Origin of the sequence: Rheinheimera sp. MM224 (genome assembly GCF_947090785.1) — a bacterium.
GTDB lineage: Bacteria > Pseudomonadota > Gammaproteobacteria > Enterobacterales > Alteromonadaceae > Pararheinheimera.
The window spans coordinates 1,569,897-1,595,594 of record NZ_OX352320.1; the positions used below are offsets into that span (position 1 = coordinate 1,569,897).

Here is a 25,698-nt window from a genome sequence, read left to right on the forward strand (position 1 = left end):
AATGGCCAAGCTTAAACAGTGGGAACAGATTTTGGTCTTGCCTCAGATGCCGTTAGCAGACGCTATAGCTCTGATGGATCAGCAAGGTCGTCGCAGTTTGGTCGTAGTGGATGAGCTGCGCTTATTACTCGGCACAGTCAGTGATGGTGATGTGCGGCGCTCGTTACTCAAGGGCATTAGTTTATCTTCACCTGTTGCAGATATTATGCAAAAAGAACCACGGGTAGCTCAGGCTGACTGGAGCAAAACCCGTTTATTGTCCTGCATGGAGCGCTTTCAACTGTTGTTGTTGCCTGTAGTCTCGGACGATGGGCACTTGCTTTCGATTGAGTTTTTATATGATTTGCTGCAAAAACCTAAACTGGAAAATGCAGTGTGTCTGATGGCGGGTGGTTTTGGTACCAGATTGCGACCTTTGACTGAATCCTGTCCCAAACCTATGTTAAAGCTGGGTGATAAACCTATTCTTGAACTCATTATGCTCCGGTTTATCCAGGCTGGATTTCATCGCTTTTTTATATCCACCCACTATATGCCAGAGCAGATCATGACTCACTTTGGTGATGGCAGCAAATGGGGCGTGAGCATCGATTATTTGCACGAGAGTCAGCCCCTAGGCACGGCCGGAGCTTTAGGTTTGCTACCGCAACAGGAATTAACAGAACCAGTTTTTGTGATGAATGGTGACTTGCTGACCGATATAGATTTTTTGCAGTTGCTTTCGTTTCATGAAGAGCAAGGCGGAGAAGCAACTGTATGCGTACGCCAGTTTGACTATCAGGTGCCTTATGGTGTCGTCAGTACAGAGGGTCATCGTATTACCGCTATTGTCGAAAAACCAGTACACCACTATTTTGTTAATGCAGGTATTTATCTGCTTGAGCCTGATTTTATTCGTCAGGTCACATCTGGCGATCAGATTGATATGCCCACTTTATTATCGGCGCGGCTGCAAGATGGCAAGCAAGTGAATCATTTCCAGGTTGAGCAGGACTGGATTGACATAGGGCGACTGGATGATTTTAAAAAAGCCCAGCAACTTGTGAATGACGCGCTACAGGATTTATAACCATCCCCCTGCAAAGCTGACGGAGTCGTAATGAAGATTGTATTGGTGGGTTTGGGCAGTATAGGCAAACGACATTTAGCCAATCTGCTGCTGTTATGGCCACAGGCGAAAGTGTATGTCGTTTCAGCCAGTGAACGTTCATTGTCTGCTGTGGAGTTGGTAGGTCAAACTCAACTTAGCCTCGAACAGGCGATAGCTGTTCAACCTTTGTTTGCAGTGATTGCCTCGCCAGCTCATTTACATATAAAGCATGCTATGGCTTTTCGTGATGCCGGTATTCCCGCTTTGATAGAAAAACCTCTGAGTCATCAGCATCAGTTAGCCGCAGAGTTTTTGCGTGAGCAGCCATCACAACCGCTGTTTTGTCTGGGCTATTGTTTACGTTACTTACCCTCCGCTCAGGTTGTCAAACAGCTGCTGACTGAACAAAAGCTTGGGCCTGTTTATCTGGTTCAGGCCATGGTTGGACAACATCTTAGCCAATGGCGTAAGCAGATGGACTATCGGGATTCAGTGTCGGCAAAACAAGCTTTTGGTGGTGGCGCTCTGCTGGAGCTAAGTCACGAACTGGACTACTTACTCTGGTTGTTTGGCCCTTTGTCTGTGGATTATTGCCGATTAGCGCGTCATGGCGAATTAATGCTGGACGTTGAAGAGCGCGCTGACCTGATGCTGTCTGGTGATAATTCACTGCTTTGTCAGTTGCATCTGGATTTTTTACAGCAAGTGCCACAACGGCGTTGTGTTATTTCAGGTCAGCAAGGCCGTATAGAGTGGGATCTGCTGGAAAACAGTGTTTGCCTGATCAATGCTGACGGCCAACAGCAGCTGTATCATCAGCCGTTCTGGGATAAAAACCAAATGTATCTGCTGATGTTGCAGGATTTTTTTACTGCAGTGACAGAAGAAAAAGCGGCACCTGTGCCGCTGCAGGATGGCTTAGCCGTATTACGGCTGGTTGAACAAGCCAAACGAATGGCGGAGAACACAGACTAATGCGCACTTTTGCTTTTGTGTTTGCCCGGGGCGGCTCTAAAGGATTGCCGGGGAAAAATATCAAACCATTGCGGGGAAAACCTCTGTTGTGTTATTCCATTGAGCTGGCTCAACAGTTGCCTGAGGTTGAACAAGTGTTTGTCTCGACAGACGATGCCGATATTGCCAGCACCGCACAAGCAGCGGGTGCTATTGTGATTGAACGTCCTGCCGAACTGGCTACTGATACTAGTGCGGAATTGCTTTCTTGGCGTCATGCCGTTGATTGGGTTGAGCAGCACCATGGTCAGTTTGACCACTTTGTCAGCTTGCCTGCAACGGCACCACTGCGCAGCAAAGAGGATGTGCAGGCCGCTTTATTGAAGTTGCAGCAAACTGGCGCTGATATTTGTGTCAGCATGACACCAGCCCAGCGTAGTCCGTACTTTAATATGGTGCGGCAACTGCCGGATGGTTTGGTTGATATAGCCATCAAAGACAATGGCCAGTTAATTCGCCGTCAGGATGCCCCAGAGTTATTTGATTTAACCACTGTGGTTTATGCGACATCACCACAGTATATCCGCCAGAGTGCAGGGGTTTTGGCAGGTAAAGTGACGGCGGTGATTATCCCCAAGCAGCGTGCTGTAGATATTGATGATATCTATGACTTTATGCTGGCGGAAGTGCTGCTGAACGCGGCGGAACTTAATAAAAACTAATAAAAGGACAACAGATGCTGACAGGTAAAACCGTATTAGTTGCCGGTGCTGCCGGTTTATTAGGCAGCACTTTGTGTCAGGTGTTAGTGCAGAGAGGCGCTGTGGTTATTGCAGCTGACTTGGATCTGGACAAATTACGCCAACGTCTGATGGCGGTAAACTGTGCGGAAGATCAACTGGTTTTGCACCAGATTGATTTTAATCAGCCTGAGCAAGTTGCGTTATTGTTTGCTTCTTACCCTCAATTAAGTGGTGCGGTGAACTGTACCTACCCCCGCCATCCCAGTTATGGCCGGCATTTTTTTGATGTCACACTAGAGAGCTTTAATGAAAACGTACAGCTGCACCTGGGCGCAGCGTTTTTATTTGCCCAACAAGCGGCGAAGCACTTCAGCGTGCATCAGTTGCCTTTATCACTGGTGAATTTATCTTCTGTTTATGGGGTGATTGCTCCGAAATTTGAAGTCTATAAAGACACGCCGATGACCATGCCTGTGGAATACGCCGCTATTAAAGCTGCTATTGTGCAGTTAACTAAATACGTCAGCAGCTATGTTAATGACTCTCGTTTTAGAGCAAATGCGATAAGCCCCGGTGGTTTACTTGATGGACAGCCAGAGGCATTTTTACGGCAATATAAACAGCATACTTTAGGCAAAGGCATGCTCAATCCAACCGATATTTGTGGGGCAGTGGTTTTTTTGCTGTCTGACGACAGTGCTTTTATGCAAGGTCAAAATTTGATTATCGATGATGGATTTACCTTATGAGCTTCAAACCCTGCAGTCTGGTATTAATTGGTGCAGGTGAGTTGGGCTCCCGTCATTTGCAGTCTATGGCCAGTTTGCCCGACAGCTGCATTGACGTGGTAGAACCTGATGCGTTGTCTGTTGAAAAAGCCAGACAACGGCTGTCTCAGGTGCAGGTGAACGCCGCTCACATTCGTTTTTTCCAGTCTATTCAACAGCTCAGTGCACAGTACGACCTCGCTCTGATAGCAACTGGAGCCGCAGTGCGATTTGAGTTAAGTCAGCAGTTGCTGCGCCACGCCAAAGTGCGTTATTTGCTGCTGGAAAAGGTCTTGTTTCAGAGGCCTGAACACTATGCACAGATGCAGGCTCTGCTTGAACAAAATCAGGTTCAGGCTTATGTAAACTGTCCAAGGCGCTGTTATCCGTTGTATCAGCAGTTAAAACCCTTAGCGGGCAGAAAGCCTCTGGTCATGCAAGTTAAGGGCAATTTGTGGGGAATGGCCTGCAACAGCATTCACTTTATTGATCTGGTATCGTTTTTAACCTCTGAGTCTTTGCAAAGTGTTGATGCCAGTCAACTCGAACAGCGGCTGCAAAGTAAAAGAGCCGGCTATCTTGAAGTGACTGGTGGCCTGCGTTGTTTTTTTAGTCAGGGGTCCGAGCTTATACTTCGCTGCACAGCGGATGAGCAAGCGGCAATCTCAGTAAGCATCGAATACAGTTCTGTGGATGGCCGCTTCGACATTGATGAAGTCAAAGGGACTGTGCATAAAACAGGTGATGCAGAGCCTCTGCTTCGCAATATGCCCATGTTGTATCAAAGCCAGTTAACTGCTGCTGTGGTCAGTGATTTGCTCGACAGCGGCCACTGCAGTTTAACCCCTTTTGTTGAGTCTTCTGCCTTGCATTTACCGCTTATTCACAGCTTGTTGGCTTATTTTCGCCAAGAGTCGGCAGAATTGGAACACTGTCCTATCACCTGAGGAATATCGATGACGTGGTTAATTGGCGCCGGGCCTATGGCGCAGGCGTACTACAAGGTATTGCAACACCTGGAGCAGACACCGCTGGTGATTGGACGCTCAGAACAAAGCTGCCAGAACTTCTCCGAACAAACAGGCGCGGAAGTTATCAGTGGTGGTTTGGAGTTGTTTTTAAAGTCGCAACCCGAATGTGCCCGCTTTGCCATTGTGGCGGTGAATGTTGTGGACCTTTATTCAAGTTGCCTGGCTTTATTGAACTATGGTGTGAAACATATTTTGCTGGAAAAACCAGGGGCCTTGTATCAATGGCAGTTGAACAACCTGCGTCAGTTGGCTGAGCAAAAACAAGCCACAGTGTTGATTGGCTACAACAGACGTTTTTATGCCTCTGTTCAGCATGCCAGACAGCAGCTTGAACAAGATGGCGGTGTATTGTCTTTTTACTTTGAAATGACAGAGTGGTCTCATCAGATCGAAGCCACCAGCCACCCGAAAGAAGTCAAAGCGCGCTGGCTGATTGCCAATACGGCGCACATTATTGATTTAGCGTTTTATCTGGGTGGAACGCCTCAGCAGATGAATAGTCTTTTTACTGGCTCACTGCTCTGGCATCCCTCTGCCGCTGTGATGACAGGGGCGGGTGTATCAAAGTCTGGAGCTTTATTCAGCTATCAAGGCAACTGGCAATCTGCCGGGCGTTGGGCATTGGAACTCAGTTCAGCGCAGCGGCGTTTTCAATTGATGCCGCTGGAGCAACTACAGCAGCAATTGCGTGGCACAGTGGTGTGGCAACCTGTATCACTTGATAATGATGCGGATCATGAATTTAAAGCAGGGTTATATGCTCAGGTCAAAGCGTTTTTAGCTCAGGATCCTGAGCATTTCTGTGATTTGACCACCCAAATTCAGCGCCTGCAGTGGTATGAACAAATGGCAAATTATCCTGATTCAGCAAAGGAGCCGATATGATACGCTCTGGTTCACGTGCATTATTTGTCATAGATACACCATCTCAGGTGTTTAACCTGCAAGAAGCGCTGCGGGAATATGGCATAGCTGATTACGATATCATCACCTGTGATTGTTGCAGAGCCGATGCCTACAGCCAGCTGCAACAGTTATTAACCCGGTTAAAACCTACTCATTTGATCCAGGTGCCTAGAGTCAGCGGCGCTATTGAAGACAGGATCAGTATTTATGCTCAGCATCTGCCCTGGCTGAAACAGCAAGGCTATCCGTTGGTGTTTTTCTCTAATATCAGGCAGCAATGGCAACGGGATATCGTTTGTAGTTTAAGCGATTCTAAATTGGTATTGATGGATGATGGCAATGCGACACTCGTGTTCTACCGCTACTTGTTTAGTCAGGGGCTATTCTTTGACTTTCCAGCCGACCCCGATGCAGAACGCGCACAGCAGGCTTTGCTGATCAGACAAAAATACCAGGTGTGCACAAAGCCGCCAACCCAACTTGAGTTATTTACTGTCTTTGATTTACCAGCTTTGCCCTGGCTCAGCATACGTAACAATCCTTTGAGCGCGATGAAACAACAGTTCTTTGAAGTCGACGCTGATGCTGTGCTGCTGCTTGGGGGCGGGGAAACAGAACTGAATTATCTGAGTGAAGACCACTACATTGCTTTATTGCAAAAGGTGGTAGCGCTGTTTCCTGGCAAGCGTATTCAGTATGTGCCTCATCGCATCACCAACCCGGTTTTTGTCGACCGGATAGGGCTCGAGCTCCCTGTTAGCATTATGCAGCAGCATCTGCCGATAGAAGACTGGTTGCGCCAGCAGGATGCACCTCCTGCTACGGTGGTAGGCTTTTATTCGATGGCGCTTACGACTATTGCCAGTTGTTTTGACGGGATCAGAGTCATTAGCGTGGATCCGGGCTTAAGTACCTGGAGTGGTGCGGCCTCCTCCCATGTCTGGAATTTGACGCGCTGCAATAACTTGCAGGTAATAGAAGCTATTATGGATTACCTCAGTCTTTGTAAAATCATTGAGATCAAGTATTTAGGCACTCAAGTTACATAGTGTTCTGGCATAAATTGTGCTTAAGTTAAGTGAAGGTGAAAATGACGGCTGATTGGAGTAGTTATGACTAAAGTAGTGATATTGGCAGGGGGACTAGGAACCCGATTAAGTGAAGAAACTACGGTAAAGCCTAAACCTATGGTTGATATTGGTGGCAAGCCGATGCTGTGGCATATCATGAAAACCTACTCAGCGCATGGCATTAACGAGTTTGTTATTTGTTGTGGTTACAAGGGCTATATGATCAAAGAGTATTTTGCCAATTACTTTTTGCATATGTCTGACGTCACCTTTGACATGCAAAACAATCAGATGCATGTTCATAATCATCGCGCTGAACCCTGGAAAGTCACGCTGGTGGATACGGGGGAAGACTCCATGACCGGAGGCCGCTTGCGGCGGGTTCGCGACTTTGTCAAAGATGACGATTTTTTTTGCTTTACCTACGGCGATGGGGTAGGCGATATAGATATCACAGCATCCATTGCGTACCACCAAAAACACGGTTGTCTTGCTACCTTGACCGCCACTGTCCCTCAGGCCCGTTTTGGTGCTTTGGAGATTGAAGGCGAGAAGGTAACGAGCTTTAAAGAAAAACCGAAAGGAGATGGCAATCTGATCAACGGTGGTTTTTTTGTGCTGTCGCCAAAGGTTATTGATTATATTGAAGATGATTTAACGGTGTGGGAGCAATTTCCATTAAAAAAACTGGCTGAGGATGGTCAGCTTATGGCTTATGAGCATCATGGGTTTTGGCAACCTATGGATACCATGCGCGATAAAGTAATGCTTGAAGAACTTTGGCGCACAGGTAAAGCTCCCTGGAAGATATGGAATTAACCATGATTGATACTTCATTTTGGGCAGGCAAAAGGGTATTGCTGACCGGCCACACCGGATTTAAAGGCAGCTGGCTGTCTCTTTGGTTGCAGCAATTAGGGGCTGACGTGTATGGCTACGCTTTAGCACCACAAACTGAACCTGCGTTATTTACCAGTGCTGACGTTGCCAGAGGTATGCACTCTCAGATTGGCGATATCTGTGACTTGCAGGCGTTACAATCTTTTGTTTGTGCAGTGAAGCCAGACGTGGTTTTTCATTTAGCGGCTGAGCCTTTGGTGAGGGCATCCTATCTGGACCCACTCAAAACCTTTCAGGTGAATGTGATGGGGACCGCCAATCTGCTACAGGCCATACGACAAGTTGATTCTGTGCGGGCAGTGGTGGTGGTGACCACAGATAAGGTCTATCAAAACAAGGAGTGGCACTGGGGCTATCGTGAAATCGATCCTTTAGGTGGTTATGATCCTTACAGCAGCAGTAAAGCCTGTGCTGAACTGGTTACCGCATCATTTCGCAGCTCATTTTTTAATGCGGTTGACTATACAAAGCATCGTTGTGCTATTGCCACTGTGCGAGCGGGCAATGTGATTGGAGGCGGCGACTACGCGCCTGATCGTTTAATTCCTGATGTGTTAACTGCATTACAACATGGACAGGAGATTGTGCTGCGTAATCCGTCGGCAACTCGTCCATGGCAGTATGTGCTTGAACCTTTGCATGGTTATTTAGTGTTAGCCGAACATCTGGTGAAAGATGGGATCAAATATGCGGATGCCTGGAATTTTGGTCCTGATGACCACAGCAGCCAGCCTGTGCAATGGGTGGTTGAGCAGCTTATCCAGGCCTGGGGCGCAGGTGGGTGGCGTTCGGAGGCGCAGCAGTGTCATGAAACTACCTTATTGAGCGTTGACAGTACAAAAGCCAGGAGGCAATTGAACTGGCGCACCCTTTGCTCACTTCAAAGCACTTTGTCAGGCATAGTGCAGTGGCAGCACGCCTTTTTGAGAGGCGAAGCTATGTATAACTATTGTCGGGCTGAAATTCAGCATTATCAGACTCTTTTGACAAATGAACCCGGAGTTACATCTTGAATCAGGATGAAATCAGAATAAAAATCGCGGAGTTGGTAGCGCAATACTCAGCTCTGGCCGATGCACCTAAATTGTTTATTGCAGGCGAAACTGCAGTTCCACCTTCTGGCAAAGTGGTAGGTGCAAAAGAGCGGCAATTGATGGTAGATGCCTCATTGGACGCGTGGTTAACTACAGGTCGTTTTAATCAGGAGTTTCAGCGTCGGTTGAGTTCTTTTTTAGGCGTAAAACATGTATTAACTACTGTTTCTGGTTCGGCCGCTAATTTGTTAGCGCTGACCGCTCTGACCTCTGAACAGTTAGGGGATCGCAGGTTAAAACCCGGTGATGAGGTGATTACTGTCGCCGCAGGATTTCCGACCACAGTCAATCCTATAGTTCAAAACGGTTTAATCCCGGTTTTTGTTGATGTGGACTTGCATACGTTAAACATTAATGCCCAGTTAGTCCGACAGGCGATCAGTGACAAAACAAAAGCCATTATGATCGCTCATACTTTGGGCAATGCTTTTGATTTAACCACAATACGCGCCCTTGCTGATGAGTTTGATTTATGGCTGATTGAGGATTGTTGTGACGCCTTAGGCACCACATACAACGGCAAGCTGGTTGGTTCTTTTGGTGATATCGCCACCCTGAGTTTTTATCCTGCACACCATATCACTATGGGTGAAGGTGGGGCTGTGTTCACTAAATCATTAAGGTTAAAGAAAATAATAGAGTCATTTCGTGATTGGGGACGAGACTGTTATTGCGATCCCGGACGAGATAATACCTGTGGTAAACGCTTTGATCAGCAGTTTGGCGACTTGCCGCAAGGTTATGATCACAAATACACCTACTCACACATGGGATACAACCTGAAAATTACCGATATGCAAGCAGCCTGTGCTCTGGCTCAGCTTGATCGGTTGGAGAGCTTTATTGCCTCAAGGAAGCACAACTTTAACTACCTGACACAGGGCTTAGCTGGTTTGAAGGACTATCTAGTCTTGCCTCAGGCCACGCCAGGCGCCGATCCCAGTTGGTTTGGTTATCCTTTAAGCATTAAGACAGACAAAGGCTTTAACCGTGCTGAGCTTATCAACTTTCTGGATCAGGCAAAGATTGGTACGCGCTTGTTATTTGCTGGTAACTTAACCCGACAACCTTATTTTCAGCATCTGAACTATCGGGTTGCCGGCGAGTTGACTGTGACTGATCATATTATGTCGCATACCTTCTGGATTGGTTTATATCCAGGACTCACCTGCGAGCATTTAGACTTTACCATCAGCAGGTTTTATGAGTTCTTCAGACAACTTGAAGCGAGACATTGATGAAGGTGACAGAGCTATCGCTGCCGGGCTGCAAACTGATTGACTTACCGCACTCCAGTGACGAGAGGGGGCGTTTTGTAAAAACTTTTCACCAGGCTGATTTACTTAAATGTGGCATTGAGTTTCAGCACAAAGAAGAGTTTTACTCCTGGTCTGAGCGACATGTGCTTCGTGGATTGCATTTTCAGACCCCACCTTTTGCTCATCAAAAACTGGTTCATTGTGCCGCTGGTCAGGTAGTGGATTTGTTGGTTGATTTGCGCAAGAGTTCAGCTACTTTTGGCCAAAGCTGCACTGTGGCGTTATCAGCGGCTACCCCTCAACTGCTTTACCTGCCTGTAGGCATAGCACATGGTTTTTTAGCGCTGACGGCTCAAACTTTGATGTTGTATCAGACTGACAGCCTTTATGCTCCAGACCATGACCACGGCATCAACTGGCGCTCCCTATCCTTTCATTTACCCGTAAGTGAGCCGGTAGTTTCATCCCGGGATCAAGGCTTTCCTGCGCTGGATCAATTTGAGAGTCCGTTTTTATGAATAATCTTTTGTTGGTAGGCGGCAGTGGTTTTGTTGGGCAGGCCCTGCGTCGTCATTACCAGCAATTGGGGTGGACGGTGTACACGCTTGGGCGACGCCAGGACGATGATTTTGCGCTTGACTCTATAGATTCACTACAACCGACTATCCAATTCCAACGTCTGATTTTGGCTGCTGCGGTAAACGAAACTCAGATCCAGCAAGATTTACAACTTAGCTATCAAGTGAATGTTGTATTGACCAGGCAAGTGGTTGAATTGTGCCGCCGTTCAAAGATCTCCGAGCTTGTTTATTTCAGTACTTTTCATGTGTATGGCCGCAGCAGTGGCGAGCTGGATGAACTGAGTCCTGTTGCTCCAAAAAATGACTATGGCCTGACGCATTATTTATCTGAGCGTATAGTGTTGGATCTGGCCTCCTATGCTTCATACAAGCCACTGATCCTGCGGCCGACTAATATCTATGGATTACCATCACAACTCAGCGACTTTCATCGCTGGAGCCTGGTTCCTTTTGAGTTTGTGCAAAGTGCAGTCTTAAAAGGGAAAATTGAGATCCGATCCAGCGGTCAGCAACTGCGAAACTTTGTCAGCATCGATGATGTAGTGCGTTCGACAGAGCTTGTGGGTCAGGTAAAGGTCCTCAATGTGTTTGGTTTGGACACTTTGTCTATAGTGGAGTTTGCGCGCATGGTTGCTAAGGTTCTGCCAGACTTGCATTGTCAGATCAGTACAGTGCCAGACAGTCAGCCATCGCCGGCCACAACACTTGTAGTCCGAAGCTGCTACCCGCCGTATCAACCTCAGGGCGACTTAGCGGACTTTATTCGACAATTTGCACAGATGGTATTAAGTCATGGCTGATGTATTAGTTTTAGGAGCAGGTATAGCAGGTATTTCAGCCTGTTATCATGCGCAGCAAGCCGGGTTGGAGGCAGTATGTTTTGAAGCTGCAAGCCACCCGGGCGGTTTAGTATCAAATTTTGAAGTTCAGGGTTTTCGTTTTGATAATGCCGTGCATTTATCTTTTTCGAAAAGCGACTACGTCAACTCGCTTTTTATGAAAACACCGCATCATGTGCATACTCCAAGTCCTTACTGTTTTGATCAGGGGCTTTGGTTAAAACATCCGGTACAAAATAATCTTTATCCCTTACCTGCTGACGATCGTGTGGCCTGTATTGAATCCTTTATCAAACGCCCTGACGGCCCGGTAGAAAATTATCAACAATGGCTGATCCAGCAATACGGTGAAGTGATAGCTAAGCGCTACCCGCTGCGTTATACCGAGAAATACTGGGGTTTACCTGCTGAACGCTTATCTTTGAACTGGATAGGAGACCGGATGCGCAGGGCTGAACTCAAAGAAATCTTACAAGGTGCTTTGGAGCAGCGTCAGGATAATCATTACTATGCCAGTCAGATGCGTTACCCAAAGCAAGGCGGTTATTTCGAGTTTATCAGACCAATGACTGAAGCCGTTCAGATCCGCTGCAACAAAGAGGCAGTGTCTGTGGACCCGGCCAACAAAATAGTTACGTTTTCGGACGGGACAACACAGAGTTACAAATCCTTGATCAACACCTTGCCCCTGCCAAAGTTGGTCGAAATGTTAAGCTCCTGTCCTGAAGCGATAAAAGATGCAGCGCGAAACTTACTCTGGACCAGAGTTGATTTAGTTTCTGTCGGCTTGAATCAAACACAGGTACCGCCTTATTTGTGGTTTTATATTTATGATCAGCATCAATACGCCGCCCGTGCTTATTCGCCGTCAATAAAAGCACCGTCGAATGCGCCGCAAGGCTGTAGTTCACTCCAGTTTGAAATTTATAGTCTGTCTAGCACACCAGCTCCGGATCCGCAGGTTCTGATCCGGAATGTGAAGCAAAGTTTGCAGCAGATGAAGATCGCTGATGAGCAAAGCATTTTATTTTGTCACCATAAACAGCTGCCTTTTGGTAACGTCATCTTTGACCATGGCATGGAAAGCCGGCGCGATCAGATACTTCAGTATTTAAAGAGGGTGCCGATATACAGTGCAGGCAGGTTTGGTTGTTGGGACTATTTTTGGAGCGACCAATCTTTTTTATCTGGCCGGGATGCACTGCAAAACTTGCTGGATGACCGGAAAAATAGTCGTTATTAAAGCAGAGCCACTTGATTATGTTCACTATTTTAATCCCAACGCATCAAAGACATCGTTATTTGGAACGCTGTGTTAGCTACTACAGGCGCTTGGGATTTGCACTGATGATCGTCGATTCCTCAGAGACAGCGTACGATGCTCCTTTGCCTCAGACTGTGCAGTATTTGCATTTACCCGGCCTGTCCTTTGCTGAAAAAGTATTAGTTGCACTGAGCCATATCAAGACTCCATTGGTTGCGTTGTCTCCTGATGATGATTTTTTCCTGCCAGGAGTTCTGACTTCTGCAGCAGATATGATGGTAAAACAGCCTGACTACAGTGCTAGTTTTGGTCGGCCAGTTCGTTTTAATGAGTTCTCCTATCAGCAATTCAGATGGGCTGGCGCTGCTTTACCATTCCCTAGGTTGAGTGGTGATAAGCGACTGGATATCCAGCGTTATCTAAAGCGTTACGAACAAATTCTCTGGGCGCTTTACCGGAAAGATGTGATTCAGGATGCTTTTGAGCGGATCCGTAAAGCGCAGTATGACAATGATAATTTTATCGAACTGACTATTGCAGCCGTTGCTGTTGCAAAGGGCACGATCAATCCAATGGCTGGTATCTGGATGGTGCGGGAAACCACAGCCGCTGAACATTGGGGCAAGTTACACGCTGCAATTAACTGGCAGCATCAGGCGGATGTAACACGCTATAAAGAGCAGCTGGCTGATCTGGTCAGTGCTGATTATGCACAGCTTGCGCTCAGTGCCTATATTGATCGAATGGCTGATAATGGCCTGATCGCAAGGTACAGACGTTTTCGCCGCTTTTTAGTCAGACATCAAGCACCACGACCAGCCCCTGTTGTTGAAGGTGATTTGGTATGGGTCGATCAACTTTTGTCCAGGTACTTAGCTGTTCATCAGCATTGAGCAGGGAGAGTTATGAAAACAGTACTAACCTATGGCACGTTCGACCTGTTTCACATCGGTCATCTGAATTTGCTAAAACGGGCGCGGGAGCTGGGCGATAAGCTGATTGTGGCGGTGTCCACCGATGAGTTTAATGCCACCAAAGGCAAAACCACCTTAATGCCATTTGAGCACCGGATGGAGCTGGTGCGCAGCGTACGTTTTGTTGATGAAGTGATTGCTGAATCGAACTGGGATCAGAAAATAAGCGATGTACAGCAGCACAAAGTGGATGTGTTTGTCATGGGCTCAGACTGGCAGGGTAAGTTTGATTTTTTAAAGCCTTACTGTGAAGTGGTGTATTTGCCACGCACGGACAATGTGTCTTCGACGGATCTGAAAAAAGCTATTCAGGTCTTTATGCAACTCAAACGGGATTTCCTGGATTAGCATGCTGCGTGAAGCGAAAGACTGGCAGGGGCAGCGCCTTTATGTGGCGCCGGATAATCCTGCAGGCAGAAACCTTGCTCTTTTGCTGCAACAGCAAGGTGCTGTTGTGCTTGGTATGGTGGATAACCTGAAGCAGGGGCCTGATGTCTGTAATCATGTCTCTCACAGCAAACCACACGACGCAGTGCTGATTGCCGTCAGTGACTTTCAGCAAAAAATTGCGCAAGGCATGGTACAAAACGGTTTTTTTGCCAGAAAAATATGGTGCTGCAAAAGCCTGGAGCCGCTGCAGTTTGAGCCTTGCAAAACCGACGCTGTGCTGGACAAAATTAAACCTTTTTTACAGAGCTGCTTCGCTGCACTTTTGGACGTGCTGCCCAAGCGTCATATTGTTTATTACGCTGAAAAATATGTCGACAGTAATGTGCTGGTGGCTTTTGCTGAACATCACAAGCAGAACAAGACAGTGTATTTAGTGGTAAAAGATGCACAGCGGACTTTCCATCCGGCGCAAATCGATGCGCCATGGCAAGTAAGGTGGCTACTCCAAAGAGCCAAAGTGCTGGTGCTGGATCATGAATCCACTGATCCGCTGTTTAACCATATCCGCACCCGGGCCAAAGTGGTGCAGCTGTGGCATGGTTTGCCATTTAAGCATTTGGCTGGCAATAAACATTTTCCGCATATTCTGGATGAAGCTTTTATCTCCAGCTCCAACTGGTTTAATCAGCATATTTTTCCCGGCATGTTTAAAGCCAGGCGCTATCTGGATTTTGGCTACCCGCGTAACGATGCCTTGCTGCAGGCACCAGTTGAACGTTGCTGGCATAACGCTTTACCGCAGTCTCAATTACAGCAGCTGCGCTCGGGTAAAAAATTGATTGTGTTTATGCCCACTTATCGTGATAACGGCCAGAACGAGCACCCAATCAATTGGCCCGAGTTACAGCAGTTTTTGGTTGCGCACGATGCTATTTTTGTGATGAAAACCCATCCCTTTCTTGCACCATTTGACGAACTGCGCCAGCAAGAGGGTTGTGACCGGATTTTTCATTATCCGGGGCGTTTTAATGTCTATCCCTGGTTGGCGGATGCAGATGTGCTGATCACCGACTATTCGTCTGTGGCTTTTGATTTTTTGCTCTGTAATAAGCCAGTGCTGCATTTTATGTACGATATAGAGCAATACGCCAAAGTGCGTGGCCAGTTTGCGGTTGCGAAAGAAGACTTTATTGCTGGAAGTGTGGCTGAGACTTTTGAGCAGTTGTTAGAGCAAATGGCACTGGATTTAGCCTCTGACCGTTTTGCCGAAAAACGTCAGGCACTGCAGCACAAGTTCAGTATGGTCAATACAGAATCTTGTCCTGCGCTTATTGAGTATGTAGAGCAACTTAAGCTGCAGTCTTAAAAAGAACAGGCCACCTTACGGCTAAACTGCTCTATTAAATTCACGCCATCCCAGTCCGGGTTAAAGCTGAGTGCTTGTCCAACAGGCATCACCCGATCAATTCCTGTATGTGCAGTCATCAACCAGTTTTTTAATGCGCTGGGCTCTACACCCCAAACCGTTAAGGTTTGATGTGCCTGAGTCAGCATTGAGTTTAATTGCGCAAGATGTGAAAGTTGTAGCTCCAAAAATAAACCACAGCCCTGATGTTGGTGGATAAAAGCTGGTTCTAACGAAGCCACGGCAAGACGGGAAATGCTTTGTTGTTGCGTCAGCATCAGCTGTTGTTCACTGCTCATAATCAGCTGCTGTGCCGTCGCTAAGGCCTGATACTGTTCACTGCTAGTGAGTGGCTGCTTGTGCTGAATAAGCTCTGTTAAGGCTGGCCAAAACCGCTGTTGTGCTTGTTGTACTTGTCCAGTTTCACCCAACCATAAAACGGCTTTGGCCGACGAGCAGCCTTGCTGGGCAAAGGTGAGTTGGTCGCGGTAAAACAACTGAACCAATTGCTGGAACTCTGCTTCACCTGCCGCAAGTACTTGCTCTGCGCCTAACAAACATAAAGAGAATTTATGGCCAAAACTCAGCTCGCGGGCATGGGCAGGCATCACTAACTGGCGCTGCGCCTGGATCGCTTGATCCGAGCCCCATAACACCCTGCCATCTACTGTATTTATCAGGGCTTTTAATTCAGCACTGTTGTAGTCGCATTGCATCAGCTGAAAACGGGCATTTTGCTGTGGGAATGTTTCGGCAAGAGCTCGAATTTTTTCTATTAATACCGCAGTGCTGCCACCACTGCGGCTGGATAAACGAATAAGGTTTTTATTGCCACAGAGCAAACTTAAAATACCGGAGTAAACAAATAAGCTATCCACATTGGCGGGCGCACTATGAAACACCAAACCTAAAGGCTGGCGGATAAACTGCTCTGAATGCTGATAAGGAGCCAGTAAAGGCTTTAAATTCGCCTGCCGTAACCAGAAACCCAAAGCTATTAAATCCGGAAAATCCCGGCTTTGTGGCGCTTTTAATAAAGCTTCAGACAAGGCCTGACAATAGGCAAAATCCTGTTCAGCAAAAGGCTGCTGCAGTTCGGCTTTCGTAGTGGGCGGGTTTAAAATGATCCAGCTCATGGCGTGGTTCGCTCTTTGGCTGATGGAGAAAATGTATCGCTGCAACCCCGTGCTTCAGCCTGAGGCAAGCGGCCTAAAATATGGAAATATTTGCCCATACGTCCACAAGGGCAGTTATCTTCACCCAACAGCACGGCACGGTCTTCGGACAATAAACTATGGCCCGGATAACTGCGTGGCAGGGTGGATATCAACTGCAATACGCCTTCTTCTCCCAAAGCAGCTGTTTGCCAGCTGCCAGGCGCACGAACTAATACATCGGCATAACTGGGGCAATGCAGATGGCCTTGTTCGCATTCAACAAAAATAGCGCCGACTTGCTCCACCATGCCATAAAAATTATGCACTTTGCTAATACCGGTTAAAGCCAGTACCTGTTGTTTAAAAGTAGTATTGTCGACGGCTTTTTCCTGCAGCTTTTTCCAGCCACCGCTGTGTAGCAGTAAGGCTTGTGGCAAGGAAATAGTTTTGTTCTGCTTTTGCAGCTCTTGAATAAAAAACTGCCAGACCATAAAAGTAAAACCAAATACAAACACCGGGCCATCGCCAAACTGCTGGCAAAACTGCTCGACAGCTTCAAAGTTAATGCTCATATCATCATTTAATGCATAACAATGATTACGGCCCATAAAGGACAAGCCCTGAATACCAGCACCACGGGCAGAGAAGTTACTGCGATCTTTAATCACGCCAGGATGGTCAATAATCAGCATCGGCAAACGGGCTTTACCCAGCCAGTGCTGCATGATTTTCACCAGAATTTTTGACTGCATGGCTGCTGTGGTGCTGTCGAGCACAATACGGGACGGTGTGCCAGTGGTGCCACTGGAATACAGCACTTTAAATACATCTGCATCAGGCACGGATTGCAGTTTTAACTGCTTAAACAGCCGTACCGCCAGATAAGGCAGTTGTTCAGTGCTGTTTGATGAGGTTTGTAATACATCTGGCCACTGAGCTTGCAGCAATTGCTGGTAGGGCTGGCAGTGTTGTTGATGATGTTGTGTCAGTTGTTTTAGTTCCATCATCAGCAACGGCTGTTTTTCGGCCGCGTTCAGGTTATAAGGCTCACGCTCAATTAGCATGCGAACTCTCCGTTGCAAGCAATAACAGCGCCTGATAATCAGCTTTGCCATTGGAGAGCACAGGCAACGCATCCAATTGCAGTATTTTGTATAAAGCAGGATGCAGTTGCAGTTGTTCGCGTAAAAGCTGTTGTATCTGTTCTGTCAGTGCAGGTTCCTGTTGTGTGTAAGCCACTACTAACAAGTCGTCCGTACCAGCGCAACAGACAGGGTCTGTTAACACTGAAAGTTGTTGCTCCAGATGATCCAGTTGCAATCGTTTGCCCTGAATTTTCAAAAAACGGCTTAAGCGCCCAACAATACGGTATAAGCCATTGGGCAGGCGCTCTGCTAAATCACCAGTGCTTAATTCAGTGAGCACACTGCTACTTGTTAAGTCATCAGCACAGCTGGCATAACCTAACATCACATTGGGGCCACGGTAACACAACTCGCCTTCAGTGAGATCTTCGGTGATCAGGTTTTTCGTACCAGGATCCCGCAGCAGCAATTCGCCTCCGGGAATAGGCTTACCAATACAATCGGCATACTGCTGAATGAGTTTCGGCGGCAAATAAGCGATACGGGCTGTGGCTTCGGTTTGGCCATACATCAGATAAACCGGCTTTTGCAAAGTGCTGGAGAGTTGCTGCACATAGTCAGTCAGGCTGCTGTTCAGTTTGCCACCTGCCTGAGTCAAATAACGCAGCGCAGGGCGGGGCATACGCTCCAGCCGCAACTGGCGATACAGCTGATAACTAAAAGGCACGCCTTGTAAGCTGGTTATGTTGAAGTCTCTGGTTTGTTGCCAGAAGTCTTTGCTCATTAAAGGCGCTTCTGTCAGTAAGATGGATGCACCTTGGTATAAATGACTATTCAACACCGACAAGCCATAGGAATAATGCAGCGGCAGGGCAGTGATGGCAGTATCTGTGCTCTCTATCGGTAAATAGTCACAAATAGCGCGGGCATTGGCTTCGATATTTTGAAGGGACAACATGACGGATTTAGGCGAGCCGGAACTGCCTGAGGTGCTGAGTAACAAAGCACAATCGGACCGTACTTTTTGTTGACAAGCGCTGTGTTGATTAGAGGTCAGCTGAATTTCACCAGAGCTTTGGATCACCGCAGCAATATGTAAGCGCTCGACTAAAGCCAAGGTTTGGCTATCAGCCAAATCCGGCGCCAGTAATAACAGCGCTTTGCCACTGCGAAGTGCGGCCAGGTAAGCCACTACTGCAGATAACGTGGAGCTAAAACGCAAGGCCAGCAAAGAGTGTGCTGGCACCACTTTGTTTAAAGTGCTGCTGTACTGATCTGCTAGTTTTGCCAGCTGCAGGTAGCTGATAGTGCTGTGATCAGGTAAACGAAGCGCAATGGCATCACCAAATAGCTCTAGTCTGTGAGCAAAACTCAGGCCCTTCATAAACTAAAACCACCATCCACAGCCAGAATATGGCCAGTGATGTAACGCGCGTCCTTTGAGCATAAAAACTGGATCACAGCCGCGACTTCATCGGCCTGACCTAAACGGCGTAAGCTGATTTGAGCTGTCAGTTGTTGTCTTTTATCTTCGCTGTAATGTGCTGTTAAATCAGTTTCGATAAAACCTGGGGCTACCGCATTGACCCGAATACCTGTGGGGCCTAGCTCTTTCGCCAGCGATTTGACTAAAGAGGATACCGCACCTTTACTGGCAGCATAGACTGCCTGACCGGCTGAACCAGACTCTGCCACTTTGGAGGATAACAACAATAGGTGCCCAGCTTTATGGCGTACCATCAGTTTGCTGGCAAGCTGACAGAGCTGCACCGTAGCACCCACATTGAGTGCCATCAGCTTGTCCAGATCAGTTAAGCGGGTCATGGCCAATAACGAATCCTGCATCTGGCCTGCACAGTGCACCAGATGACTTAAGCCTTTGTCTTGTAATACGGTGTGGATCAGACGAAACAAAGCAGTTACTGCATCTCGGTCTGTTAAATCCACAGCATGGATAGAGACTAAAGCACCTAAAGCCTGACAATCTGCCTGTACTTGTTCTAAAGCTTTTGCATCACGTGCCACTAAAATCAGTTCGTGACCTGCTTTGGCAAAGGCTATGGCTGTTGCGCGGCCTATGCCACGACTGGCTCCTGTAATAAGGCTAACAGGCGTTTTGCTGATCATTGACAAGCAGCCATCAGAACGAGACTCCGTATTTGCCCAGTATGGCTTTGGCTTTGGCCACTGAACTCATATCAATAATATCGTCGGTATCCAGCATCAGATCAAAGACGTTTTCCAGCTCGGCAATCAGTAGCATATGGGCCGTTGAGTCCCACTCTTTTATGCTGTTGTAGGCTAAATCATCATGGATTTGAGTGTCGGCCACTACTAAAGCTGTCGCAAAAGCGGCTGTGAGTTTGGCGGTATTGGTTTGAATTAGATCGTTGCTCATATTAATTCCGGATAAAAGTTGCAAATTTAGCAGCAGCGTCCTGGTGTGCTTTTGGCACTAAAGTCATGGCTACCATCTCATCTGAAGGCTGAACTGCATCAGCTTGATAACCTAATTGTTCGTTAAAACGCAAGGCTGCGCTATTCGTGTTTTTCACCTGCGCCTTCAACAGCTTGATGCCAAGCTGTTCAAAAGCATACTGGTTCAGCGCTAAGGCTGCAAAAAATGCCAGTATAGTACCGCGGTACTTGGCTTCACCTAAATAAAAGCCTGTTTCTAAGCTGTCACATTCTGCCACAGCCAAAGCTGTAGGGCTTTTTAAATTACAAGCACCAACCTTCTGGTTTTTATAATAAATCACAAACTGCATTTGGCGTCGGTCAGAAGATATACGTTCAAACCAGCTTTGTTGCCGCTCCGGGCTAATTTCACTCTGATCCAGCATTTGGCTGCTGACTTCCGGGCTATTGCGCCAGATCAGCACTTGTGCCAAATCATCCTGCTGCAAAGGTTTAAGCTGCACATTAAAGGCGGCTATTTCATCGGTGTGCCACATCGTTAAGCGAACTTCTGGCATTACACCAAATCCCAACTCATGGCGGTGCCTCGTGCTACGTCTTTAGTGACGGTTTTACCTAAAAGCATCGACAGATATTTGGGAGGCAAGCCTAAACCAGGTCGGATGGCGCGCAAGTTTTCAGTGGTAAGCACCTCACCGGCTTTTAAATCAGCAGCTATATACAAAGATCGACGGTGTTTACGTGAGGCAATTTCTTTTTCGGTGCAGCCATAATTGACCTGACCTAAAGCCACTTTCGCTTTGGCCGTTTCTTCCACTAATTGCTTCAGCTCGTTTGGCTCTAATGAAAACTCAGCATCCACACCACCTTCGCTTCTATCCAAAACAAAGTGTTTTTCAATCACAGTAGCGCCTAAAGCGACGGCAGCAACAGAGACACCAATACCTGTGGTGTGATCCGATAAACCGGCCTGGCACTGAAACAGCTGAGCTAAATGTGGAATGGTCAGTAAATTGGCATCAACAGGACGGGCAGGGTAGTTGCTGGTGCATTTGAGTAAAATGAGCTCTTTGCAGCCGTTTGCTCTTAATACTTCCACTGATTCAGCCAGCTCTGACTGACTGGCCATGCCGGTCGACATAATCACGGGTTTGCCGGTTTTCGCCACCGCCGCCAACAGTGGATGATCAATATTTTCAAAAGAGGCAATTTTATAACAAGGCACATCCAGCGATTCTAAAAAAGCTACTGCGGTTAAATCAAAAGGGGTGCTGAACGCCAGTATGCCATGGCTTTTGGCCCGCTCAAAAATAGCTTTATGCCAGTCCCATGGCGTGTAGGCAATCTGGTATAGCTTATACAAGGTAGTGCCATGCCACAGGCTGTTTTTATCTTCGATATAAAACTCGCCTGTGTCTATATCCAGCGTCATGGTGTCTGCTGTATAGGTTTGTAATTTAATGGCCTGAGCGCCTGCTGCTGCAGCTGCATCTATCATCGCCAGCGCTTTATCAAGCGACTGATCATGATTGCCGGATAGCTCAGCAATAATCAAAGGTGGATGAGAAGGACCTACTGTATGCTGGCCTAACTGAATATCCTGAAAAGGTGCTTTGCTCATCTGTGTTTTCCTGTACTACTGCGGTCTTAATGCCGACCCTGAAATTCTGTGTTAAGTCGCTCTACAATAGCAGCACAACCGCCGCCTTGCGGCACCAGTTGTCTGGCTTTGTCTGACATTTGTTGCAACTGCTCCGGATTATCCAGCAGCTGTTGCACAGCTCTGGTTAATTGAGCTGCTGTTAAATCCTGCCCTTGTCCAAGATAACCACAGACACCGGCTTCAACCAAAGATAAAGTGCTGGCGACTTGATTTTCCGCCAAAGTCACCACCAAAGCCGGCAGGGCCAAAGCACAGCGCTCCCAATGAGTGGAACCTCCTGCTCCTATCATTAATCTGGCTTTACTCATTAATTCTGCCATATGGGGTGTCTGAATATACAAGCTAAAACGAGTATCTTCAGCACAGAGCTTTTCAAGCTCAGTTTTGTATGGATTGGCTAGTCCTATCACTATATCGGCATGAAAGTCAGTTTTCTGAAGCTGCTGTAAGGCTTTAATAGTCCTGCTGGTTAAATTCAGCTCGTCTGTACCACCGTAAAAGACTAAAAACCGCGGCTTATTTGTGTCCACTGCGCGCTGAAACTTTGCAAATTCAGGTCGTAGCAACACATAAGAGGGGCCTAACCACAGTTGAGCCTCTTTGTTGACTAGCTTGTCGTAGCGACTATGCATTTGAGGATAGAGGTTTTGATCCAGCAAATAATCGCATTGATGCGCTCTGTTGGCCAAATCATCAATCACCAAAAGTTTTCGGTAAAATCCTGCCATGGCCTGTTCAAATATTTTAGACAATCCATAGTGATCAATCACCAGCAGATCAACAGGCGCTTGTAGCTGTTCTTTAAGCTCCGCTGCATCCTGCTGTTCTGTTACGCCCAACCAGGCGGCATAACCAGTGGCTCTAGTGTCTGCTGGCTGTTTTAGTGTGATAACGTCAAAACTCTGATCCTGTAGCCACTGAATTAAATGACCCGGATGTGCCCGGCAAGCAAACTGTACTTGCCAATTGGATTGCTGCAAAGCCTTAGCTAAAGTCAGGCAACGCATCAGATGGCCTGAACCAATCACTGCGGATGCATCGACCCGAAATAACGCTGTTCTGCTGACAGTCATGGCTGCCTTAACAGCAGTTGATGTAACAGCTCAGCTCGAAGCCAATCGTCCGCTGTGTCAATGTCCTGCACTAGATGCTGCGGCAGTTCATACAAATAAGAGCTTGGCGAAAACACTGCTTTTGCATCAAGCCAGCTTTGAGTGCGGCCACAATAAAACTGGCCGGCATCATGAAAAGTTTCAGGTAAATCCTGTGAGCGTTTTGGAATAGAAGAGGGGTCTACAGCCTGGACTCTGCCTTGTTCAGTTCTATATAAAGCGCGCTGAATGGGAAAACTAAAACGACAGCCAGAGAAGACATAATCCAAAGCGGGATCTTGTTGCAACTGCTGCATAGCCTCTTTTAGCATCTGTGGCTGAAGCAAAGGAGCTGTGGCATAAATACAGGCCACTAATTTGGGTTTTAACTGGTGTTGCAGTGCCCAGCCGATCGCATGGCGCACTACAGCTGAGGTGCCGGTGTGATCGTCTGATAATTCTGCAGGGCGGATAAAGGGCACTTTAGCGCCAAAATTTTCTGCTACAGCTGCAATTTCAGTATCGTCGGTCGATACCCAAACTTCATCAAAAACGCCGGATAACAAAGCGGCTTCAATAGACCAGCCAATCATAGCTTTGCCATTAAAGTCTTTAATGTTTTTACGCGGAATACGTTTACTGCCGCCGCGTGCCGGAATAATGGCTAATCGCATCCGTTACTCCTTGCAAGCGTCCTGCAGCGCTAAAGCAACCTGTTGTTGCTGCTCTGCTGTTAAATCTGCGTATAAAGGCAAGCTGATAATTCTGCTGTAAAAGGCCTCTGCTTGCGGAAAGTCGCCCCACTGAAACCCTAGCTTTTGATAATAAGGCTGGGTATGGATAGGAATATAATGCACATTGACGCCAATCCCAGCGCTGCGCAATGCTTCAAAAACAGCTAAACGGCGGTTTTCGTCATGTAATTGAATAATATACAGATGCCAGGCGGATTGTCCTGCCGGGCATTCTTCTGGCAAATCCAGTGGTAAGTTTTGCAATAAACTGCGGTAACGGGCTACAGCTTCCAGGCGCTTGGCGACAAAAGCATCCAGCTGTTTCAGCTGACTTAAACCCAAGGCGGCTTGAAGGTCGGTCATACGGTAATTCAGACCCAGTTCGACCTGCTGATAATACCAGGGGCCATGGCTGACTTCGGTCATATCGTCCGGATTGCGGGTAATACCATGGCTGCGCAATAGCTGCATGCGGGCGGCCAGTGTCAAATCTTTAGTCAGCGCCACACCGCCTTCAGCAGTAGTAATAATTTTTACCGGATGAAAACTAAAGACTGTGATATCGCTGAATTGGCAACTGCCAATCTTTTGCTGTAAATAGCGCCCGCCAATGGCATGAGAGGCATCTTCAATAATACGGATACCATAGGGTTTACATAGCGTCGAAATTTGTTGCATAGCGCAACTGTGTCCCGCCAAATGCACTGGAATAAGTACTTTAGGTAGGGTGTTGTTGGCCGCTGCTTGTTGTAGTTTTGCTGCTAAGGCTCTGACAGACATCAGGCCAGTATCTGGTTCTACATCAACAAAATCGACAGTAGCGCCACAATACAAGGCACAGTTGGCGGACGCGACAAAACTGATAGGGCTGGTCCAGACCCGGTCACCTGCTTTCACATCTAATGCCAGACAAGCGATATGTAAGGCTGAGGTGGCACTATTGACTGCTACCGCATAAGGCACATTGCAATAGCTGGCAAGCGCCTGTTCAAAAGCTGGCACAGCAGGACCCTGGGTCAGAAAATCTGATTTCAGCGTATCCACTACAGCCTGAATATCCTCATCGCTTATCGACTGTCTGCCATAAGGGATCATAACATCGCATCTCTGTTGAAACTTTCCAGCTCTTCGAGAGTTAAAAAGTGCGGGTTTTTATCCGACACATATTCAAATCCTGGCTGCACCAGTTTACCCTTTTCTTTTAATGCGTTGACGGTGAAGTCATTGCCGCGATTATAAAACTGGATAGAGGGTGCAATCACATAATGATCGTCGTATTCATAAGTGTTATACGACATATCGCCCGGGCACATCATTTCATGCAACTTTTCACCGGGGCGGATACCGACTTCTTTGATTGGCAAGTCAGGTGCTATGGATTTGGCTAAATCCACAATACGGATAGACGGAATTTTTGGCACAAAAATTTCACCGCCCAGCATACGTTCAAAGTTCTTTAATACAAAGTCGACACCTTGCTGCAGGCTGATCCAAAACCGGGTCATCTCCAGATGAGTCACAGGCATATGATCCGTACCTTTTTGTTTTAATTGCTCAAAAAACGGTACTACGGATCCACGGGAACCGACCACATTGCCATAACGCACCACAGAAAAACGCGGTTTACTACCACCGGAGATATTATTGGCTGCAACAAAAAGCTTGTCAGACGCCAGCTTAGTGGCGCCGTATAAATTAATAGGGTTAGCAGCTTTGTCGGTCGACAGCGCAATCACCTTTTCGACACCGTTTTCAATAGCAGCATTAATTACATGCTCTGCACCATTGATATTGGTTTTGATGCATTCCATTGGGTTGTATTCGGCGGCTGGTACTTGCTTTAGCGCAGCGGCATGAATGACATAATCTACACCACGCATGGCACGAATTAAGCGTTCCTGATCCCGCACATCACCAATAAAATAACGCATGCAGGGCGCATTAAACTTCTGCTGCATTTCGTATTGTTTTAATTCATCTCTGGAATAGATGATAATTTTATTGGGTTTGTACCGCTCAAGCAGAGTTTGGGTGTATTTATGGCCAAAAGAGCCAGTACCACCTGTAATAAAGATATTTTTGCCGTCAAACATAAGCGCCCCTGATGTGTCATAAAACTGACAGTCATATTGGATCTGTACCCACTGTAACAAACCTTAGCATAATTTATTCCACTATTAAAAAATCCTTTTTAAATAGGTGCTTAGCTAAGAATCATCTAGTTATAGCTTTATTGTCTAAAAAAAGCACAGTTTAAAGCTTGGGCACTTTGATGATTTTGAG

At 47.1% G+C, this 25,698-nt stretch carries 27 protein-coding genes; 16 read left to right on the plus strand and 11 right to left on the minus strand.

What is annotated here, in order from left to right; genetic code table 11:
* Position 1 precedes the first annotated feature (1 nt).
* From OM978_RS07560 to OM978_RS07635, 16 genes are all read left to right on the plus strand, one after another.
* The gene (locus OM978_RS07560) at positions 2–1,069 is read left to right on the plus strand and encodes a nucleotidyltransferase family protein (protein ID WP_264346236.1); all 1,068 of its coding nucleotides are present in this window, start codon (positions 2–4) and stop codon (positions 1,067–1,069) included.
* Positions 1,070–1,099: 30 nt separating this feature from the next.
* On the plus strand, positions 1,100–2,065 hold the full coding sequence (locus OM978_RS07565) for a Gfo/Idh/MocA family protein (RefSeq protein ID WP_264346237.1): 966 nt from the start codon (positions 1,100–1,102) through the stop codon (positions 2,063–2,065).
* Complete coding sequence (locus OM978_RS07570; protein WP_264346238.1) at positions 2,065–2,766, plus strand: cytidylyltransferase domain-containing protein; 702 nt, start codon at positions 2,065–2,067, stop codon at positions 2,764–2,766. The genes OM978_RS07565 and OM978_RS07570 overlap by 1 nt, the downstream gene beginning before the upstream one ends.
* A 14-nt stretch (positions 2,767–2,780) precedes the next feature.
* Positions 2,781–3,536 (plus strand): oxidoreductase, encoded by a 756-nt coding sequence (locus OM978_RS07575; RefSeq protein ID WP_264346239.1) that lies wholly within the window; start codon positions 2,781–2,783, stop codon positions 3,534–3,536.
* A complete protein-coding gene (locus tag OM978_RS07580; protein WP_264346240.1) occupies positions 3,533–4,501 on the plus strand; it encodes a Gfo/Idh/MocA family oxidoreductase in 969 nt (322 codons plus the stop codon). Before OM978_RS07575 ends, OM978_RS07580 begins: the two co-directional genes overlap by 4 nt.
* A gap of 9 nt (positions 4,502–4,510) precedes the next feature.
* The gene (locus tag OM978_RS07585; protein ID WP_264346241.1) at positions 4,511–5,470 is read left to right on the plus strand and encodes a Gfo/Idh/MocA family oxidoreductase; all 960 of its coding nucleotides are present in this window, start codon (positions 4,511–4,513) and stop codon (positions 5,468–5,470) included.
* Positions 5,467–6,540, plus strand: a complete 1,074-nt coding sequence (locus OM978_RS07590) for an alpha-2,8-polysialyltransferase family protein (protein WP_264346242.1) — start codon at positions 5,467–5,469, stop codon at positions 6,538–6,540. The genes OM978_RS07585 and OM978_RS07590 overlap by 4 nt, the downstream gene beginning before the upstream one ends.
* A 63-nt stretch (positions 6,541–6,603) precedes the next feature.
* Complete coding sequence (gene rfbF / locus OM978_RS07595; protein ID WP_264346243.1) at positions 6,604–7,380, plus strand: glucose-1-phosphate cytidylyltransferase; 777 nt, start codon at positions 6,604–6,606, stop codon at positions 7,378–7,380.
* Positions 7,381–7,382: 2 nt separating this feature from the next.
* Positions 7,383–8,474, plus strand: a complete 1,092-nt coding sequence (gene rfbG, locus OM978_RS07600; RefSeq protein ID WP_264346244.1) for a CDP-glucose 4,6-dehydratase — start codon at positions 7,383–7,385, stop codon at positions 8,472–8,474.
* The gene (gene rfbH, locus OM978_RS07605; protein WP_264346245.1) at positions 8,471–9,793 is read left to right on the plus strand and encodes a lipopolysaccharide biosynthesis protein RfbH; all 1,323 of its coding nucleotides are present in this window, start codon (positions 8,471–8,473) and stop codon (positions 9,791–9,793) included. Before rfbG ends, rfbH begins: the two co-directional genes overlap by 4 nt.
* Positions 9,793–10,332, plus strand: coding sequence for a dTDP-4-dehydrorhamnose 3,5-epimerase family protein (locus OM978_RS07610; RefSeq protein WP_264346246.1), 540 nt, complete (start codon positions 9,793–9,795; stop codon positions 10,330–10,332). Before rfbH ends, OM978_RS07610 begins: the two co-directional genes overlap by 1 nt.
* Positions 10,329–11,195 carry an NAD-dependent epimerase/dehydratase family protein gene (locus tag OM978_RS07615; protein WP_264346247.1) on the plus strand — a complete coding sequence of 289 codons (867 nt, stop codon included), beginning with the start codon at positions 10,329–10,331 and terminating at the stop codon, positions 11,193–11,195. The genes OM978_RS07610 and OM978_RS07615 overlap by 4 nt, the downstream gene beginning before the upstream one ends.
* Positions 11,188–12,477, plus strand: coding sequence for a protoporphyrinogen/coproporphyrinogen oxidase (locus OM978_RS07620; RefSeq protein ID WP_264346248.1), 1,290 nt, complete (start codon positions 11,188–11,190; stop codon positions 12,475–12,477). The genes OM978_RS07615 and OM978_RS07620 overlap by 8 nt, the downstream gene beginning before the upstream one ends.
* Positions 12,478–12,494: 17 nt before the next feature.
* Positions 12,495–13,391 carry a TIGR00180 family glycosyltransferase gene (locus OM978_RS07625; RefSeq protein WP_264346249.1) on the plus strand — a complete coding sequence of 299 codons (897 nt, stop codon included), beginning with the start codon at positions 12,495–12,497 and terminating at the stop codon, positions 13,389–13,391.
* A 12-nt stretch (positions 13,392–13,403) separates the two neighbouring features.
* Complete coding sequence (tagD, locus tag OM978_RS07630) at positions 13,404–13,820, plus strand: glycerol-3-phosphate cytidylyltransferase (RefSeq protein ID WP_264346250.1); 417 nt, start codon at positions 13,404–13,406, stop codon at positions 13,818–13,820.
* 1 nt (position 13,821) lies between these two features.
* Complete coding sequence (locus OM978_RS07635) at positions 13,822–15,228, plus strand: CDP-glycerol glycerophosphotransferase family protein (RefSeq protein WP_264346251.1); 1,407 nt, start codon at positions 13,822–13,824, stop codon at positions 15,226–15,228.
* On the opposite strand, the gene OM978_RS07640 is transcribed toward OM978_RS07635, so the two are convergent.
* The 11 genes from OM978_RS07640 to pseB are packed head-to-tail and all read right to left on the minus strand — an operon-like array spanning position 15,225 to position 25,508.
* A complete protein-coding gene (locus tag OM978_RS07640; RefSeq protein WP_264346252.1) occupies positions 15,225–16,403 on the minus strand; it encodes an acyl-CoA reductase in 1,179 nt (392 codons plus the stop codon). The genes OM978_RS07635 and OM978_RS07640 overlap by 4 nt on opposite strands.
* The gene (locus tag OM978_RS07645; RefSeq protein WP_264346253.1) at positions 16,400–17,488 is read right to left on the minus strand and encodes an acyl-protein synthetase; all 1,089 of its coding nucleotides are present in this window, start codon (positions 17,486–17,488) and stop codon (positions 16,400–16,402) included. The genes OM978_RS07640 and OM978_RS07645 overlap by 4 nt, the downstream gene beginning before the upstream one ends.
* Entirely contained in the window at positions 17,478–18,893 is a 1,416-nt protein-coding gene (locus OM978_RS07650) for an AMP-binding protein (RefSeq protein WP_264346254.1), read from the minus strand. The genes OM978_RS07645 and OM978_RS07650 overlap by 11 nt, the downstream gene beginning before the upstream one ends.
* The gene (locus OM978_RS07655; protein WP_264346255.1) at positions 18,890–19,636 is read right to left on the minus strand and encodes an SDR family NAD(P)-dependent oxidoreductase; all 747 of its coding nucleotides are present in this window, start codon (positions 19,634–19,636) and stop codon (positions 18,890–18,892) included. Before OM978_RS07655 ends, OM978_RS07650 begins: the two co-directional genes overlap by 4 nt.
* Before the next feature lie 13 nt (positions 19,637–19,649).
* Positions 19,650–19,907 (minus strand): acyl carrier protein, encoded by a 258-nt coding sequence (locus OM978_RS07660; protein ID WP_264346256.1) that lies wholly within the window; start codon positions 19,905–19,907, stop codon positions 19,650–19,652.
* Position 19,908: 1 nt separating this feature from the next.
* Complete coding sequence (locus OM978_RS07665; protein WP_264346257.1) at positions 19,909–20,484, minus strand: GNAT family N-acetyltransferase; 576 nt, start codon at positions 20,482–20,484, stop codon at positions 19,909–19,911.
* Positions 20,484–21,548: a pseudaminic acid synthase gene (gene pseI, locus OM978_RS07670; protein WP_264346258.1), complete on the minus strand. Its 1,065-nt coding sequence runs from the start codon at positions 21,546–21,548 to the stop codon at positions 20,484–20,486. The genes OM978_RS07665 and pseI overlap by 1 nt, the downstream gene beginning before the upstream one ends.
* 26 nt (positions 21,549–21,574) lie before the next feature.
* Entirely contained in the window at positions 21,575–22,663 is a 1,089-nt protein-coding gene (gene pseG, locus OM978_RS07675; protein WP_264346259.1) for a UDP-2,4-diacetamido-2,4,6-trideoxy-beta-L-altropyranose hydrolase, read from the minus strand.
* On the minus strand, positions 22,660–23,355 hold the full coding sequence (gene pseF / locus OM978_RS07680) for a pseudaminic acid cytidylyltransferase (RefSeq protein WP_264346260.1): 696 nt from the start codon (positions 23,353–23,355) through the stop codon (positions 22,660–22,662). The genes pseG and pseF overlap by 4 nt, the downstream gene beginning before the upstream one ends.
* Positions 23,356–23,358: 3 nt before the next feature.
* The gene (pseC, locus tag OM978_RS07685; protein WP_264346261.1) at positions 23,359–24,510 is read right to left on the minus strand and encodes a UDP-4-amino-4,6-dideoxy-N-acetyl-beta-L-altrosamine transaminase; all 1,152 of its coding nucleotides are present in this window, start codon (positions 24,508–24,510) and stop codon (positions 23,359–23,361) included.
* A complete protein-coding gene (pseB, locus tag OM978_RS07690; RefSeq protein ID WP_264346262.1) occupies positions 24,507–25,508 on the minus strand; it encodes a UDP-N-acetylglucosamine 4,6-dehydratase (inverting) in 1,002 nt (333 codons plus the stop codon). The genes pseC and pseB overlap by 4 nt, the downstream gene beginning before the upstream one ends.
* Between the last annotated feature and the right edge of the window lie 190 nt (positions 25,509–25,698).

What these genes read in the sequence shown, in the direction of transcription:
- OM978_RS07560 (WP_264346236.1), top strand. Translation starts at nt 2, where the DNA reads ATGGCCAAGCTTAAACAGTGGGAACAGATTTTGGTCTTGCCTCAGATG.
- OM978_RS07565 (WP_264346237.1), top strand. Translation starts at nt 1,100, where the DNA reads ATGAAGATTGTATTGGTGGGTTTGGGCAGTATAGGCAAACGACATTTA.
- OM978_RS07570 (WP_264346238.1), top strand. Translation starts at nt 2,065, where the DNA reads ATGCGCACTTTTGCTTTTGTGTTTGCCCGGGGCGGCTCTAAAGGATTG.
- OM978_RS07575 (WP_264346239.1), top strand. Translation starts at nt 2,781, where the DNA reads ATGCTGACAGGTAAAACCGTATTAGTTGCCGGTGCTGCCGGTTTATTA.
- OM978_RS07580 (WP_264346240.1), top strand. Translation starts at nt 3,533, where the DNA reads ATGAGCTTCAAACCCTGCAGTCTGGTATTAATTGGTGCAGGTGAGTTG.
- OM978_RS07585 (WP_264346241.1), top strand. Translation starts at nt 4,511, where the DNA reads ATGACGTGGTTAATTGGCGCCGGGCCTATGGCGCAGGCGTACTACAAG.
- OM978_RS07590 (WP_264346242.1), top strand. Translation starts at nt 5,467, where the DNA reads ATGATACGCTCTGGTTCACGTGCATTATTTGTCATAGATACACCATCT.
- rfbF (WP_264346243.1), top strand. Translation starts at nt 6,604, where the DNA reads ATGACTAAAGTAGTGATATTGGCAGGGGGACTAGGAACCCGATTAAGT.
- rfbG (WP_264346244.1), top strand. Translation starts at nt 7,383, where the DNA reads ATGATTGATACTTCATTTTGGGCAGGCAAAAGGGTATTGCTGACCGGC.
- OM978_RS07610 (WP_264346246.1), top strand. Translation starts at nt 9,793, where the DNA reads ATGAAGGTGACAGAGCTATCGCTGCCGGGCTGCAAACTGATTGACTTA.
- OM978_RS07615 (WP_264346247.1), top strand. Translation starts at nt 10,329, where the DNA reads ATGAATAATCTTTTGTTGGTAGGCGGCAGTGGTTTTGTTGGGCAGGCC.
- OM978_RS07620 (WP_264346248.1), top strand. Translation starts at nt 11,188, where the DNA reads ATGGCTGATGTATTAGTTTTAGGAGCAGGTATAGCAGGTATTTCAGCC.
- OM978_RS07625 (WP_264346249.1), top strand. Translation starts at nt 12,495, where the DNA reads ATGTTCACTATTTTAATCCCAACGCATCAAAGACATCGTTATTTGGAA.
- tagD (WP_264346250.1), top strand. Translation starts at nt 13,404, where the DNA reads ATGAAAACAGTACTAACCTATGGCACGTTCGACCTGTTTCACATCGGT.
- OM978_RS07635 (WP_264346251.1), top strand. Translation starts at nt 13,822, where the DNA reads ATGCTGCGTGAAGCGAAAGACTGGCAGGGGCAGCGCCTTTATGTGGCG.
- OM978_RS07640 (WP_264346252.1), bottom strand. Translation starts at nt 16,403, where the DNA reads ATGAGCTGGATCATTTTAAACCCGCCCACTACGAAAGCCGAACTGCAG.
- OM978_RS07645 (WP_264346253.1), bottom strand. Translation starts at nt 17,488, where the DNA reads ATGCTAATTGAGCGTGAGCCTTATAACCTGAACGCGGCCGAAAAACAG.
- OM978_RS07650 (WP_264346254.1), bottom strand. Translation starts at nt 18,893, where the DNA reads ATGAAGGGCCTGAGTTTTGCTCACAGACTAGAGCTATTTGGTGATGCC.
- OM978_RS07655 (WP_264346255.1), bottom strand. Translation starts at nt 19,636, where the DNA reads ATGATCAGCAAAACGCCTGTTAGCCTTATTACAGGAGCCAGTCGTGGC.
- OM978_RS07660 (WP_264346256.1), bottom strand. Translation starts at nt 19,907, where the DNA reads ATGAGCAACGATCTAATTCAAACCAATACCGCCAAACTCACAGCCGCT.
- OM978_RS07665 (WP_264346257.1), bottom strand. Translation starts at nt 20,484, where the DNA reads ATGCCAGAAGTTCGCTTAACGATGTGGCACACCGATGAAATAGCCGCC.
- pseI (WP_264346258.1), bottom strand. Translation starts at nt 21,548, where the DNA reads ATGAGCAAAGCACCTTTTCAGGATATTCAGTTAGGCCAGCATACAGTA.
- pseG (WP_264346259.1), bottom strand. Translation starts at nt 22,663, where the DNA reads ATGACTGTCAGCAGAACAGCGTTATTTCGGGTCGATGCATCCGCAGTG.
- pseF (WP_264346260.1), bottom strand. Translation starts at nt 23,355, where the DNA reads ATGCGATTAGCCATTATTCCGGCACGCGGCGGCAGTAAACGTATTCCG.
- pseC (WP_264346261.1), bottom strand. Translation starts at nt 24,510, where the DNA reads ATGATCCCTTATGGCAGACAGTCGATAAGCGATGAGGATATTCAGGCT.
- pseB (WP_264346262.1), bottom strand. Translation starts at nt 25,508, where the DNA reads ATGTTTGACGGCAAAAATATCTTTATTACAGGTGGTACTGGCTCTTTT.